The 14,828-nt window shown below is 45.2% G+C and carries 16 protein-coding genes; 1 reads left to right on the plus strand and 15 read right to left on the minus strand.

Going from position 1 to position 14,828, the window contains the following annotated elements; translation table 11 throughout:
* Positions 1-33: 33 nt before the first annotated feature.
* The 4 genes from M3M39_RS06855 to M3M39_RS06870 form a co-directional block, all read right to left on the minus strand.
* Positions 34-1,872: an APC family permease gene (locus M3M39_RS06855; protein WP_252797103.1), complete on the minus strand. Its 1,839-nt coding sequence runs from the start codon at positions 1,870-1,872 to the stop codon at positions 34-36.
* Positions 1,873-2,010: 138 nt separating this feature from the next.
* On the minus strand, positions 2,011-3,636 hold the full coding sequence (gene groL / locus M3M39_RS06860; RefSeq protein WP_252797104.1) for a chaperonin GroEL: 1,626 nt from the start codon (positions 3,634-3,636) through the stop codon (positions 2,011-2,013).
* 61 nt (positions 3,637-3,697) lie between these two features.
* Entirely contained in the window at positions 3,698-3,982 is a 285-nt protein-coding gene (gene groES / locus M3M39_RS06865) for a co-chaperone GroES (protein WP_252797105.1), read from the minus strand.
* Positions 3,983-4,116: 134 nt separating this feature from the next.
* Positions 4,117-4,761 (minus strand): redox-sensing transcriptional repressor Rex, encoded by a 645-nt coding sequence (locus M3M39_RS06870; protein WP_252797106.1) that lies wholly within the window; start codon positions 4,759-4,761, stop codon positions 4,117-4,119.
* A gap of 225 nt (positions 4,762-4,986) precedes the next feature.
* Between M3M39_RS06870 and M3M39_RS06875 the strand changes: the two genes are divergently transcribed.
* On the plus strand, positions 4,987-6,933 hold the full coding sequence (locus tag M3M39_RS06875) for an ABC-F family ATP-binding cassette domain-containing protein (protein WP_252798015.1): 1,947 nt from the start codon (positions 4,987-4,989) through the stop codon (positions 6,931-6,933).
* Between the two features lie 55 nt (positions 6,934-6,988).
* On the opposite strand, the gene M3M39_RS06880 is transcribed toward M3M39_RS06875, so the two are convergent.
* The 11 genes from M3M39_RS06880 to M3M39_RS06930 all read right to left on the minus strand — a co-directional run bounded on the left by M3M39_RS06880 (position 6,989) and on the right by M3M39_RS06930 (position 14,807).
* Complete coding sequence (locus M3M39_RS06880; protein ID WP_252797107.1) at positions 6,989-7,489, minus strand: hypothetical protein; 501 nt, start codon at positions 7,487-7,489, stop codon at positions 6,989-6,991.
* 174 nt (positions 7,490-7,663) lie between these two features.
* Positions 7,664-8,455 carry a MucBP domain-containing protein gene (locus M3M39_RS06885; protein ID WP_252797108.1) on the minus strand — a complete coding sequence of 264 codons (792 nt, stop codon included), beginning with the start codon at positions 8,453-8,455 and terminating at the stop codon, positions 7,664-7,666.
* A 91-nt stretch (positions 8,456-8,546) separates the two neighbouring features.
* On the minus strand, positions 8,547-8,918 hold the full coding sequence (locus M3M39_RS06890) for a hypothetical protein (RefSeq protein WP_252797109.1): 372 nt from the start codon (positions 8,916-8,918) through the stop codon (positions 8,547-8,549).
* Between the two features lie 153 nt (positions 8,919-9,071).
* A complete protein-coding gene (tsaD, locus tag M3M39_RS06895; protein ID WP_252797110.1) occupies positions 9,072-10,130 on the minus strand; it encodes a tRNA (adenosine(37)-N6)-threonylcarbamoyltransferase complex transferase subunit TsaD in 1,059 nt (352 codons plus the stop codon).
* Positions 10,130-10,729, minus strand: coding sequence for a GNAT family N-acetyltransferase (locus tag M3M39_RS06900; protein ID WP_252797111.1), 600 nt, complete (start codon positions 10,727-10,729; stop codon positions 10,130-10,132). Before M3M39_RS06900 ends, tsaD begins: the two co-directional genes overlap by 1 nt.
* Entirely contained in the window at positions 10,713-11,438 is a 726-nt protein-coding gene (tsaB, locus tag M3M39_RS06905; protein WP_252797112.1) for a tRNA (adenosine(37)-N6)-threonylcarbamoyltransferase complex dimerization subunit type 1 TsaB, read from the minus strand. The genes M3M39_RS06900 and tsaB overlap by 17 nt, the downstream gene beginning before the upstream one ends.
* Positions 11,435-12,205: an acyl-[acyl-carrier-protein] thioesterase gene (locus tag M3M39_RS06910; protein ID WP_252797113.1), complete on the minus strand. Its 771-nt coding sequence runs from the start codon at positions 12,203-12,205 to the stop codon at positions 11,435-11,437. The genes tsaB and M3M39_RS06910 overlap by 4 nt, the downstream gene beginning before the upstream one ends.
* Positions 12,205-13,104: a 16S rRNA (cytidine(1402)-2'-O)-methyltransferase gene (rsmI, locus tag M3M39_RS06915; protein ID WP_252797114.1), complete on the minus strand. Its 900-nt coding sequence runs from the start codon at positions 13,102-13,104 to the stop codon at positions 12,205-12,207. The genes M3M39_RS06910 and rsmI overlap by 1 nt, the downstream gene beginning before the upstream one ends.
* Positions 13,105-13,106: 2 nt before the next feature.
* On the minus strand, positions 13,107-13,433 hold the full coding sequence (locus M3M39_RS06920) for a DNA replication initiation control protein YabA (RefSeq protein WP_252797115.1): 327 nt from the start codon (positions 13,431-13,433) through the stop codon (positions 13,107-13,109).
* 17 nt (positions 13,434-13,450) lie between these two features.
* Positions 13,451-14,464: a DNA polymerase III subunit delta' gene (holB, locus tag M3M39_RS06925; RefSeq protein WP_252797116.1), complete on the minus strand. Its 1,014-nt coding sequence runs from the start codon at positions 14,462-14,464 to the stop codon at positions 13,451-13,453.
* A 16-nt stretch (positions 14,465-14,480) separates the two neighbouring features.
* Positions 14,481-14,807, minus strand: coding sequence for a cyclic-di-AMP receptor (locus tag M3M39_RS06930; RefSeq protein WP_252797117.1), 327 nt, complete (start codon positions 14,805-14,807; stop codon positions 14,481-14,483).
* Positions 14,808-14,828 lie beyond the last annotated feature (21 nt).

A 14,828-nucleotide genomic window follows, 5' to 3' on the forward strand; every position in this document is an offset into this window, starting at 1 on the left:
TTCCGAACTCTTTTTGCTTTGGCTAAATCAGCCTTAGTTACTTAAATGATAATTATAGGTTGAAACAATGATGTTTTGCCGTGAATTGAGGGCGGCCCGTAACCGAAGTCCCGTTTGGTTGTGTAGCACTTGTTGCCAGTGTTTGCGTGGGACAAACTGCGGAACCAGAACGGTGGTTGAGTAGTTAATCTCATCGTCCTTTCGTGCGATTACATCACAGAAACGGAGAACTGGATCGTTCAAGGACCGGTACGAGGTGTGAATGTTAACGAACCGAATTTCTGGATATTCACTCTTGAACTGACTCTCAATCTTATTTTCCTTGTCTGGATCAGACGCAAAAGAAACGTGCACCGCCACGACTTGGTCGGCAATCGAGTTTGCATAACTAATCGCCTGCCGGGTCACTTGCGTTACGTTCCCCACCAGCACAATGACCGTAGACCCACTGTATTCACGAATCTTCACAGACTCCGTCTTGTTGTGAATCCGCAATTGCCGAGCCACTTGTTGGTAGTGATTGTGGACCCGGTAGAACAGGTACAAAATCAACGGCATGATAATCAAGTACGGCCAAACTTCTTGGAAGTGTAGCGCAAACAAGAAGAGCACCAGCATGACCGAAATTCCAGCTCCCACCAGGTTAATAAACATTTTCCCGGGCCAGAAGCCTTCCTTATGATGCAACCAGTGCAAAATCATTCCTGATTGTGACAAGGTGAAGGGAACAAACACTCCGACCGCATACAGCGGAATCAGGAGGTTGGTCTTTCCGTTAAAGATCCAAATTAAGACCACGGCTCCAATCGCCAAGGAAATAATCCCGTTGGAATAACCCAACCGATCTCCCTTATCAAGATAAGCGTGGGGCAGGTATTTATCCTTTGCCATGTTGTAAGCCAAGATTGGAAAAGCAGAGAATCCCGTGTTTGCAGCTACGGCCAAGATCAAAGCAGTTGATAACTGTAACATGTAGTAGAAGAATCCGTGACCAAAAACACCGGTCCCGATTTGGGACAATACCGTATCCTTCGCACTCGGGATAATCCCCATGTAATAACTTAAGAACGTGATTGAACCAAAGAAGATGGCCAAGATAATCGCCATTAATGCCAAGGTATTTGAGGCATTCTTCCGATTCGGTTGCTTAAAATTTGGTACCGCATTACTAATCGCTTCCACTCCGGTCAACGAAGCAGACCCAGCTGAAAAGGCTTTAAAGAACATTAACAGAGTCATGCCTTTAACGGAGGCCGTGATCGGTGCTGCAGCATGATAAGTAATCTTTCCAGTCAGGATATTATAACCACCAAAGATTACCATCAAAATGATCATCAGGATGAAGAAGTAAACCGGCAACACTAGGAAGGACGCGGAATCCCGCATCCCCCGGAGGTTTAACACCATGATGAATAACACGATTAGAATCGCAATTGGTACCTGATAGTGATACAGGCTCGGAATCGCCGAGGTAATGGCTTCGGTTCCAGACGTCGTGGACACCGCCACGGTTAACATATAGTCAACCAGTAACGAGCCCCCGGCTACTAGCCCAGCGCCTTCTCCCCAGTTGGTTCGCGCTACTACGTAGGCTCCTCCTCCAGAAGGGTACGCATAAATAATTTGCCGGTAGGACAAGGTAATGGCAGCCAGCAGGATTAATACCAGCAACGCAACCCACATTTGGTACATGAGGGCGGCGGTGGATAAGGTAATCAAGACTGCCGTAATCTGTTCCGTTCCGTATGCCACTGAAGATAACGCATCTGATGATAACAGGGCTAATCCCTTAAAAATCGTAAGGGACTGCCCTGATTCATCAGTACTTTTCAGCGGTCGGCCAATAATTAAACGTTTTAAATATCGCCACATGAAACTGTACTCCTATATCTTGAATTTGCTAACTAGCATTTTTATACACCTGCTACTATACTCCGACTGCCCGGTTCCGACAACAGCAAAAGGGAAGTTTACCGAAGTAAACTTCCCTTTTTCGTGCTAAACATTAAATTACATCATACCTGGCATTCCACCTTGAGCCAGGGCAGGATTATCGTTGTTATCGTCCTTTGGTTCTTCAGCAACCACTGCTTCCGTGGTTAACAATAAGGAAGAAACAGAGGCAGCGTTTTGTAATGCAGACCGACTAACCTTGGTTGGATCTACCACTCCAGCGGCAATCATGTCTTCGTACTTGTCGTCAGCGGCGTTGTAACCAACTCCTGGTTTTTCTTGCTTCAAGTGATCCACAATCACAGCACCGTCAACTCCAGCGTTTTCAGCAATTTGCTTAACGGGAGCTTCTAAGGCGCGCCGCACGATGTCAACTCCAGTTTGTTCGTCGCCATCAGCATCAACGGCAGCTACATCAGCTAGGATGTTAATGAAAGCAGTTCCCCCACCAGGAACGAAGCCTTCTTCAACGGCAGCCCGAGTGGCGTTTAATGCGTCCTCAATCCGGTACTTGCGTTCCTTCAATTCGGTTTCAGTTGCAGCACCGACTTTGATTACGGCTACTCCACCGGCTAACTTAGCTAACCGTTCTTGCAGTTTTTCTCTGTCAAAGTCAGAGTTAGTAGCAGCAATTTGGCCTTTGATTTCGGCAACTCGTTTAGCAATGGCATCCTTGTCACCCTTGCCTTCTACGATCGTGGTCTTGTCTTTCGTAACGTTTACTTTATTGGATTGGCCGAGTTGATCAATCGTCGTATCCTTTAAGTCTAATCCCAAGTCATCACTAATTACAGTTGCACCCGTTAACGTAGCAATGTCTTGTAATTGTGCTTTCCGCCGGTCACCAAAGCCAGGGGCTTTGACAGCAACCACGTTAAACGTTCCCCGCATCTTATTCAAAACTAAGGTTGGCAGAACTTCACCACCAATGTCATCAGCAATCATCAAGAGGGAACGACCTTGTTCCACAACGGATTGTAACAATGGCATGATGTCTTGCATGTTGTTAATCTTTTTGTCAGTAATCAAGATGTATGGGTTGTCTAAGTCAGCTTCCATCTTTTCTTGATCGGTTACCATGTATTGTGACATGTAACCACGGTCAAATTCCATTCCTTCAACCACGTCCAAGCTGGTTTCTACTCCCTTGGAGTCTTCGATGGTAATTACTCCATCGTTACCAACTTTTTCCATAGCATCGGCAATCAAACTACCCACTTGTTTACTTGCAGAAGAAATCGAAGCAATTTGGGCAATGTCGTCTTTGCTTTCCACTTTGTGACTCATCTTGTGTAAGCTGTCAACGGCTGCCTTGGTTGCCTTTTCAATTCCACGGCGCACACCAACTGGGTTAGCACCAGCAGTCACGTTCTTCATTCCTTCTTTAACGATGGCTTGCGTTAAAACTGTGGCAGTCGTGGTTCCGTCCCCGGCCACATCGTTCGTCTTAGAAGCAACTTCAGAAACTAACTTAGCTCCCATATTTTCGAAGTGATCTGGTAAACTAATTGCTTTAGCAATCGTCACCCCGTCGTTCGTGATGGTTGGATCTCCGGCAGTTTCTTCCAAAACCACGTTCCGACCCTTTGGTCCCATCGTCGTTTTAACTGTGTCAGCTAACTTGTCAACACCTTTAAGCATGGCGCTCCGAGCGTCATCTGAAAACTTTAATTCTTTAGCCATTTTTATTCACCTCATATTAATTAATTGAAACTTACTAATTAATTTTGATTGTTAATTTGCTTTATTTAACGATTGCGAGGAGGTCACTTTCATGCATGACCAGGTATTCTTGATCCCCATCGTTAACCTTCGTCCCAGCGTACTTATCAAATACAACAACGTCGCCTTCGTTAACCACGGGAGCAACCTTTTCACCGTTATCAAGAATCCGGCCCGTTCCAACCGCAACGACCTTTCCTTGGGTTGGCTTTTCCTTAGCGTTTTCTGCTAATACAATGCCACCGACCGTTTCTTCCGGTTGGTCTTGAACTTCAATAATGACACGATCTCCAATTGGTTGTAACATCTTAAATCCCTCCAATAAAGTAACGTTTTAGCACTCAAACTCTTCAAGTGCTAATTACATTATTTAATATAAGCTCCCCCGCAGCAAAATGCAAGAATTTAGCTTCAAAAAAAGAGTTACTGCAACAGTAACTCTTAGTCTTCGCCGGCATGATCGTAATGATCAATAAAATAAATTAAAGTTTGCAGTTCGTTGGTGAGGTCAACATTGTGAACCCGAATTCCAGCGTCCACGTTTAAACGCCGGGAGGTAAAGTTCAAAATCCCCTTCACACCTGCTTCAGAAACCTGATCTGCCACATCCTGAGCCACGTTGGTGGGGACAGTCAAAATGGCCACACTAATTTGTTGGTCACGCAGTTGCTTAATCATCTGATCCATTGGATAAATGGGCACTCCCCCTTGGATCGTGTTCACGTTCTTCGGGTTCACGTCAAAGGCAGCGGAAATGCGGATGTTACTATCCTGGTGAAAGTTAAAGTTCAACAGGGCGTGCCCCAAATTGCCGACTCCGACCAGGGCCACGTTGGTTAAACGGTCCTGGTGCAGAATGTTTTTAAAAAACTCCAAGAGATTGTCAACATCATATCCGTATCCTCGTTTGCCGAGGGCACCAAAATAAGAAAAATCTCTGCGGATGGTGGCGGAATCAACGTGAATTGCATCGGCTAGTTCAGTCGATGAAACCCGCGTTTTGCCTCCATCGTGTAAAATATTTAAGTAGCGGTAATACAATGGTAACCGCTTTGCGGTTGCGCGGGGAATTTTCACTTCTGCCATTAGTTGATGGCCTCCTTCAAGTTAGTCGTACTTTTCCTTTTCTCATTTTACCACAAAGTTCCAGCTTGTGAATTTGCTCGTTAAAGCCGCCGGACTTCTTTAATGTAGAGGGTGCTTCTTGCCGTGCCCAGCAAGCTCCAGCTTGGGAGTGCTTGTGAATGGTTTCGTTCCCGTTGGAATTAAAAACGGGCAAAATATGATAAGATGGCGAAAGGAGGAATCATCATGATTATCTTACAGGCACAACACCTGACGAAACGTTTTAACGGGACCGCCATTTTTGACAATCTAAACCTCACCATCAACGACCACAGTCACATCGGACTGGTGGGTCAAAACGGGGCGGGAAAATCAATACTTTTAAAACTACTCGTTGATCCCCAAACTGCTAGTGAGGGCCACGTAACTACTAAACAAGGGCTGTCAATTGGTTATCTCCCTCAAAATACCGGTCTTCATTCAAACCGAACCATCGAAGCCGAGTTAGAACTACCCTTTTCTACTTTAATTCAAACCGAAAAACGCCTACATCAATTAGAACTTGAAATGAGTCAATCGGACGTGAGCAACGATCCTGAGCGGTTAGCAACAATTTCCAAAACATATGACCAACTGCAAGCTGACTTTACCCGCCAAAACGGTTACGGTTACCACGCAGAGATTCGGACCATCATGAGTGCGTTTGGTTTTACCACGGCTGACCAAAATCGTCCGATTAACGAACTGTCTGGTGGTCAGCAAACTCGAGTGGCCTTGGCCAAGCTTCTGTTAGAAAAACCCGATCTTTTGATTCTAGACGAACCAACTAACCACATCGACATGGAAACTACGGCGTGGCTGGAGAACTTCTTAAAATCGTACGGAGGAGCGCTGCTGGTGGTTTCTCACGATCGGTACTTTCTCGATCAGGTTGTCAATGAAATCGAGGACCTCGAACACGGTCGGCTGACGCACTACTCCGGAAACTACAGTTTTTTTGTGAAAGAAAAGCAGCACCAGCAAGCAGTGGCCGCAAAGCAATACGAAAAACAACAGCACCAAATCAAAAAGGATGAAGAATTTATCCAAAAGAACTTGGTGCGCGCTTCAACCACTAAACGAGCCCAGTCCCGGCAAAAACAGCTGGCTAAACTCGACCGGGTGGAAAAACCTCATCCAGAACATGCCACCGCCCACTTCCAGTTTCAACCGGAACGAAAAAGTGGCGAAGTAGTGCTTGACGTCGAACAACTGGGGATTGGCTACACAACTCAGCTCAGCTATCCGATTGAACTTCACCTCCGGCGCGGCTATCGAGTGGCGGTTTTCGGTCCCAACGGGGTCGGTAAATCAACCCTGCTCAAGACGATTGTGAGTGAACTCCCACCCCTAAAGGGAACCATCCGCTTTGGAACGGGCGTTCAGATTGGATACTACGACCAGCAACAGGCTCAATTACATCCAGAAAAGGATGTCCTCCACGAACTGTGGGATGACTATCCCACCACTCCCGAACGAGAAATTCGATCCATCTTAGGAAGTTTCTTATTCAGTGGCACGGCCGTGGAAAAACAGGTGGCCAACTTGTCTGGAGGCGAACGAGCCCGCTTGTTACTCACCAAGCTTTCCATGCAACGCGATAACTTTTTAATCCTGGATGAACCGACGAACCACTTAGACGTTGATAGCATTAACGTTTTAGAAACAGCGTTACTCCAATTTCAGGAAACAATTCTTTTCGTTTCTCACGACCGGTACTTCATTAACCAACTAGCTACTCACATCGTAGAGCTAAGTCCTCAGGGGTCTACGACTTACATGGGTAATTATGATTATTACGTTGCCAAAAAGGCAGAGGAAGCAGAGATTGCCGCCCACGAACAGGCCGAAACAGAGGAGTACCCTACCGCTCCCGTCTCAGAAAAGAAACAACAGTTCCAACGCCAAAAAGACGTTCAACGTAAGCGTCGGAAGTTAGAACGAACCATTCAGGAACTAGAAAAACAACTGGGGCAATTTGAAACCCAAATTACTCAGGTTCAAACTGAAATGACCCAACCCGAAAACTACCAAGATCCAGAACGGAGTCAAACCCTCCAAACCCAATTGAGTGAGTTACAAACCCAACAAGAACAGGTGGAGTCTGAGTGGGAAAATGCGAGTGTTGAATTAGAAGAACTAGAGGAAAACTAAAAAACGGAACTGTAGACGTGGTCTGCAGTTCCGTTTTTTAACAAGAATTACCGTTTTAATAAATAAAGAATAATTGAATTATGTTTAACAAAATTGCTACAAACCCAATTATTAAAGTTCCCCTTCCATCTTGATGCTTAGTAAAGCTGTTGTAACTAATCATCAAAACTACAACTGCAATAATAGCGCTTAACGGCGGAAAAACCACTTTAAACAAAACCACTACCACAAGTGACAGGGAAGCTGTCATTAGAAACTCAAAAATCATTGCCATAAATAAATCCATGGAATGAGCTTGCTTAGTAAATAGTTTGAGCAAGCTCCAACTAATTAAATAAGTAACTCCAAAAATGAACGTTACCCAAACGGCCAACTCCAAAACCTGAACAAAAATAAATTGATAATTAGATAAATTTAATTCGTTTTGAATTTTTAATAAGCTATTTCGCTCCGGAATAAAATTAATACTAGTAAAGTACAGGACTATTTGTGGTAATAATGCACTAGAAATAAATAAAAATAATCTCCAATACCAGGGCCATGCTTTTCTTTTCATTAGGGGGTTCCCTCCGATTCAGCAAAGGATAAAATGACACTCTGCTTATCATGGTAACAAATATCAACATTAATAACAATTACTATTAATAAGTACTAAAATCTAAATTGGTAATTTGTCTCAAATAAAAAGAGCAGCAAACTAATTTGCTGCTCTTTTCTCATAGAAATTCAATTAATGGCGTGGTTCATACCGATGATTCCATAAACCAGCTCCAACCACAATCGCAACTAGAATAACTCCACCGACAATCCACGGCACAATGCTGTGGTGCTTTGGCTGTTTTTTCTTCTGTTGGTCGCTTTTTTGATCTGTTTTTTTAGTGGCCTTTTTGGTTGCTTTTTTCTTTTCCTGCTTCTTTGGCTGTTGGGATTTAGCTTTTTGCTTGGATTTCGTTGGTTTAGAGGATGATTGCTGATCATGCGTCCCAGTTTGATCCGTTTGTGCCTGCTGACTCATAGCGGTTTGATTAGTAGCATCAGATGATTGCCCAGCTGAAGAAGTAGTTTGCTGACTGGTATTTCCTGCAGACTGACCAGTGGCCGTGCCAGTCTGATTGCCAGTGGCAGAACTTCCCGTGATTTGCGAACCGGATTGCGCCGGGGGGTTACTAGGAGCATACACAATTGACATTTCTTGGACACCCGTCCCCGTATCATTACCGCCAAAAATCATCGCAGCTCCATAGCTATCATTTTGACCGTTTTCAACTCGCGAATACGTGTATCCTTTAATGTTAGGAATGGGAGCATAATAAACCGTTCCCGCTTTTCCCGTTGCTACGGTAGCAGAACGCAAAACGTTCCCACTTTGATCCACGTAATGAACCACAATTTCACCTTGAGTACTGCTATCGCTCGTACTCTGAGCCTGTACGGAGACCGGGTGTAACGGCAGGGTCGCAATCCCAACGGTTCCAAACGTCAACGCTGCTAGTCCCGTTAGGAAAATTTTCTGCTTCTTCATTATCATAAATCCTCACTTCACCATTTTATTAAGTTAATCATATCACTAATAAAGTTAAAACTTAAGGTACATTCCACCCCTGGTACCGTAATTAACGCTTTGGTTTTCGTTGTCGAGCAACTTGGCGTTTTTGCCCTATCCGGTGCGTATGCCAACTGGTTAGTAGGATGACCACTATTAAACACAGTTCTCCTCCCATCAACCAATCAAAGTGTGCTTGAAAAATTGCAACCATCACCCCAGAAAACACCAGAAAAACGATGAGCAGCGGAACCACTTTTATTTTCCCAGATCCCTTAGATTGGTACGGATACAGAAACAGGAAGATTGCCAGAAACACCAACGAAAGCACGGTACAGATGTTATATAGCGACTGACTGAAATAGGTGCCATACAATGCACCGATTGAACTAAAAAACCACAAAACACAATCTAGTAACAAAATGCTTTTTAATTTATTCATCATCATCCTCCATAACCCACATAATGATTGTCATAGTATCACAATTTTTATAGCAAAATAAAATAGGAGGAGCAATTTCGCTGACAAAGCGAAAACGTTCTTCCTAAAAAGGATAACCATTTATAGTTCATTTAGTTGATTAACAATGTATTTTTAATGTGGTTCGTTTGTTTCCCATTCAAATTCCAGGCCTGGATCAGCATTAAGTAACATGTCTGCTCGCGCACCGTGTCGTTGTAACATTGCTCCGGCCGCTCCAATCATCGCAGCATTATCGCCACACAACTTCAGCGGTGCCATCACAAATGGAACGTTTTGCCGCTGCACGGCAGCTTGCAAAGCGGTCCGTAAGCCGTGATTAGCTGCAACGCCTCCGGCCAAGATAAATTCTCGGGCGGGATATTTATGTAAGGCATTCATTGCTTTAGTTACCAAGACATCCACTACAGCAGCTTGAAAACTAGTTGCTAGGTCTTGTTTGTTAAGCTGGGTCCCCACTTGATCAGCATGATGCACCGTGTTGATAAAGGCACTCTTAAGACCACTAAAACTAAAGTCGAAGTTATCTTCCTTCAACATAGCACGGGGAAAATCAAAAGAATCCTGACCTCTTTGGGCCCATTGATCAACGGTAGGACCCGCCGGATAGTTGATTCCAAGTACCCGACCAATCTTGTCATAGGTTTCGCCCGCGGCATCATCCCGGGTCTCCCCGATAATTCGAAATTCCCCTTCCCGTGGCATCCAGACCAACTCCGTATGCCCACCAGAAACCACCAACGCCAACGCTGGAAATTGAATGGGCGTTACAAAGTTAGTTGCATAGATATGACCGGCCAAATGGTTAACCGGAATCAGCGGTAAATCATGAGCCCAGGCTACGGCTTTGGCAGCCGTAATTCCAACCAGCAAGGATCCCACTAATCCGGGTCCATATGTAATCGCAACTCCCGTGAGGTCCGTGTAAGTTACTTGTGCTTTTTGCAAAGCTTTTTTTAAACAAATTGTGATCTGTTCAATGTGATGACGACTAGCAACTTCTGGAACCACTCCACCAAAGCGTTGGTGACTTTTAATCTGGGTGGCCACGACGTTACTTAAAATTTCGTTCCCATTTTTAATGACTGCAACGCTGGTTTCATCGCAACTGGTTTCAAATGCGAGGATTAAACTTGTCTGTTCTTCCACTTTTTTCACCACTTCTTTATTCATTAGCGACCAAAGTTATTGGCAGCTAAGTAATTCCGTTTATCGAGATGCAACTGATAGTTCACCGCTGCTTCGCCATCGTCATAATAATGGTCCTGTTCTTCTCCCGGTACAAATCCCAAATCTCGAACCAAACTTTGCGAACGCTTGTTACTCTTCCGGCAGGTAAAAATCACCCGCCGTAAATCCATTTCGCGCGCCCGTTCAATGATCGTTGTAACTAGAAAGTAGCCGAGGCCTCGCTTTTGAAAACCGGGAAGGATGGCAAGATTCTCAATGTGACAACAGCTTTTCTTCCGTGAAATCACAATGCAAATAAATCCCACTAGTTCGTCGTTATGCCGCAAAATCAAATAGAACCGATCGCTCCGGTTTTTCAGACCGGTTTTAAAGCGCTTGGTCCCCCACTTAACCTTGCTTCCGTAGGCGGCTTGGTCCACCTTCACTAGATCTGGTAGATCCGTCATCGAACCCTTCGCCAAAAAGTACTTCATTCCCCCGATTTCTACAAGCCGATTTTTAAAATCCAATGCCTCAGAAATCCTTTGTTCCTTTTGATCATGAATGTTTTTCCGATACCACTCTTTAAACTTGTTCAACATATCCTGTCGATCCTTCTCCTGGGTGCTGATCCTGCCATTCTGCTTCTGCCTGGGTAAGCCGGAGGTAGTGTGGCACAACCTGGTCAATTGCGGTAACCGGAGCTAACTGTTCGCCAAAGAGCCCGAGTTGCCCAGCTTGGGGAAGATTATTCATCCCCAGTACGGTGTGAACCCGTTGCCCCAACCGTTCCTGCAACTGGGGTAAGAAGTGCGCCACGTCTTCCCCCACAAACGTAATTGGTTCGGCAAGGGGGTCTAGCTGATCGAGCCAGTCTGTGATTCCTACGTGTTGCTCTGGAAGCACCAACCGTGGTCCCGTGGTGCTAATCCGATAACAACCAGAAAATACAATCTGATTGCGAGCATCAAACAACGGTACGACCAACCGGTGCCGCTGCGTTACATTTAAAGCTAGCGTCTGTAAGCTAGAGACCGTGACTAAATCTAAATCAAGCGTCGTGGCAAGCACCTTTCCAATCGTAACTGCCACCCGTAAGCCGGTATAGGATCCTGGTCCAAATGCGATTACTACTCGTTCTAAATCCGTTGGTTTCAGGTTTGCCAGTTGCACGAGCCGAGCGACCTCATCCATGGCATAAGCCGCGTGCTTTCTCTGGGTTGTGATTGTCGTAGTCGCTAACACCTGCTCGCCATCGACCACTGCCACTGAAAGCGGTCGATTTGATGTGTCAATCGCTAGAGTTTTCATACATCCGCCTTCTTTGCGTTAATTCTCTTCCATTTCATCCGCGCCGTTGCCCGGACTTGATCCGCTGCCGTAATTTGATGGAGCGTGACCGGATGCTCCTGGTTAGAATCCAGAAACTGGGCTTGACTAGTTACCTGATCGCCATACCGAACCTCATCGGCATATTTAATGCAAAACTCAGTCGGTAAATAATCCCGTAAAAAGTCAAAGTCCATGGTATTAGTAATCCAACCCACGTAATGGGTGTTGCTAACGTGACCGTTAAAATCAATGTCACTAAACAACACCGGATAGGTCATTGTTTGATCCGGTTCTCCGCTGAACGCTGGAATTTTGGTCAACCGCGGCAACCGTTTTACGTGCTCACTTCCAAACGGTTCGGTTAACGCTGGATTAATTTTTACCATTTTACGAGTCTGTAAGTTCATCATAACCCATAAGCTATCAACGTCCACCAGGAGCTGATCGTCTAAGTCATAAACCCGGTATAGGCGTTTAGCAAAATAATTCGTGTGCGATGCTGCCTGGGTTTCAATCCGGACCCGTTCGTTAGCCCGGGGAAGCCGGTGAATATGCAGATCCTGTTGCACCACGATCCAGGTCACTCCGGTCGCTTGCACGTCACTCACACCCACGGCCAATTTAACTGATTCATCCTCTGAAACCTGAATAAAGCTGTCAATCAAGCACTGCAGAGTAATCTTGCCGTGTAGTTCCGTTTGAAAGTTAGCAATTTGATATTCTTCTGAAAAAATTGAAGCTGGCATTAACTTTTCTCCTCTGCGTCAAGATGATGGAAGCGATTATAGACGTCCTGACGAACCAATTGATTGGCCTTGGCCACCTGTTTAATCGCCTGATTTGGCTTTAAACCCGTCTGAATTAACCGGTCAACTTGAACTTCAATCGGGACCTCCGCTGCTCCGGTTGTCGCTTGAGTTAGCGGTTCTGGATGGGGATTACCGGCAACTAAAATTACAAATTCTCCTCGAATTTGGTTGCTGGTTGCCCAGTCCACCAGTTCAGAGAGGGTTCCACGCACGTACTCTTCGTGCTTTTTGGTTAGTTCCCGACCCAGGACTGCTTCACGCTCTCCGAGTTCATGCAACAAATGGTTCAATGTTGCTTTTAAGCGGTGTGGGGCTTCGTAAAAAATCAAGGTTGCCGGCTCATTTCGAAGCTGCTCCAGTTCTGCCCGTTGTTCCTTCGGTTTTCGTTGCAAAAAGCCATAGAACAAAAAGGGTTGGGGCGAAAGTCCAGAGGCAACTAAGCCCGTCAATCCGGCCGTTGACCCGGGTAAACTCACAACCGGAATTTGTGCTTTAATGCAAGCTACCACCAGCTCATGTCCCGGATCACTAATCGAAGGCATCCCAGCGTCACTCACCTGAGCAATCGTGTTTCCTGCTTGTAACATTGTTACCAATTCTGGAATCCGACTGGCCGTATTATGTTCGTGAAAGCTGATTTGCTTGGTTTTAATTTCAAAATGATTTAAGAGTTTCTGGGTGTTCCGAGTATCCTCTGCGGCAATCACATCGGCCGTTTGTAAGATGTTTAGGACTCGCAACGTAATGTCATCCAAATTTCCAATTGGCGTGGGTACGAGGTATAGGGTTCCTGTTTTAGACTGGGACGTAAAGCTACTCTGCGCGTAAAGGGTCATGGTTAACGTTCTCCGTAAATAATGTCCGTACAAAAAATACAACTCTCATTTGCTTCCCGTCGTTTTCCATAGTACTGGTTACAAATGTGATATCCCTGGTTATAGAGCTTTTCCAGGTTCTTTTTGGATTGCGACAATTCGCGAACCCCTTGGTGCTTTTTTTCCGCGGATCCCAGTAATTCTCGTAGATGTTCGTTTTCAATCCGCAACTCCGAGTTCTCCTCTAAAATTGCCGCCACTTTGGTGCGGAGGGTCGTAATTTTAGTAAACATCTGCTCGAACTGTGTCGAAAGGTCATCCATGCCCTCATCTACATTTTTGTTTGACAATCCCTTCATCCCTCTCGTTAGCTAGTGATAACATGCAAACATTTTAAAGTGATAACTTCTAAAATCCCTTGAAATCCCACGTTGGCCCGCTGCAGTTGGCTCGTCGTCAGTATGTCATTAATCATACTGACAATTTGTTGGTCTGACAATTGCTGCGCCATCGATTTAAGCAAATCATAAACATCACCAAATGCTAAGTCTGCAGCCGCCTGGTCACGAAACTTGACGTTAAAAACGTCCTGAAAAATTAAACAAATCATGGTAATTGTCACGTTTTGGCTAAAGCGGTCTTTAACTAACGGCATTAAATTCGTTTGAACGTAAGGAAAGGCCCGGGCATCCCCCTTGCTAATCCAGGTTAGCCACCCTTCCAGTTGGCGTTTCATTTTGCCTAGCCACTGGTCAGCAAGTAACTGATCTAATTCCGTGGTGGAATTGGTAATTTTTAAGGCCAAATTAATCTCGGTCCGACTCAATTCTTGTTGCTTTAAGAACTGAACTAGGGCCTCCTGCTGAATCTGGGGAAATTCTACTAGTTGGGTTCGAGACCGAATCGTCGCTAAGATGTGGTGGTAATCAGTCGTCAATAGGAACGCTGTAACCGTCGTTAGTGGTTCTTCAATTACCTTTAACATACTATTAGCCGCTCCGACCGTCATTGTGTCAGAATCATCAATGATAAAGACCTTCTGCTTGCCTTCCACCGCACTCTTGGAAAATTCACGCTTTAAGGCCCGAACCTGCTCAATTTTAATCGACTGACCATCCGGTTGCACGGTCAACACGTCGGGATGTTCATTATTGGCAATCCGCAAGCATTCGTTACACTGCCCGCACGGAAACCCAGTTTCATCTGGGTGTAAACAGAACAAGGCCATCGTTGTTACTTTCGCGAGTGCTAGTTTTCCGACCCCGGCAGCTCCTGAGAATAAATACGCATGACTCAGATCTCCCGACTTTACCACGTGCATAAAATGTTTGGTTAGCTCCGGTTGCTTGGTTTGAGCCTCGGTTAAAAATTGTTCTGCCACCGTAATTTCCATCGCGCTAGAACCGGAAGAAGGATTCGATCGGCAATACCATCACCGTTGCCCCACCGACTTCAACCTCAACTGGATAAGCCGTATCGTTAATGCTCCCCACGAGGTTAATCGGTGGAGTTACGTATTGATCGCGCGCCTGACAAGAATCTTTAATCAGGTCCAATAACTCTGGAACCCGTTCATCATCCAAGCCAATCATATAGGTCACGTTCTTGGCTCTTAAAAAACCACCCTTGGTTGGTAATTGGGTTGCAATGATTTTATGTTCGTTTAACTGGGCTTGGAGTTTACCGGCATCTTTTTCTTGAATAATTGCTAAGACTAGTTTCATTGTCATGACCTCCTCTGGTCG

It is taken from the genome of Fructilactobacillus hinvesii (genome assembly GCF_024029435.1).
Lineage (GTDB): Bacteria > Bacillota > Bacilli > Lactobacillales > Lactobacillaceae > Fructilactobacillus > Fructilactobacillus hinvesii.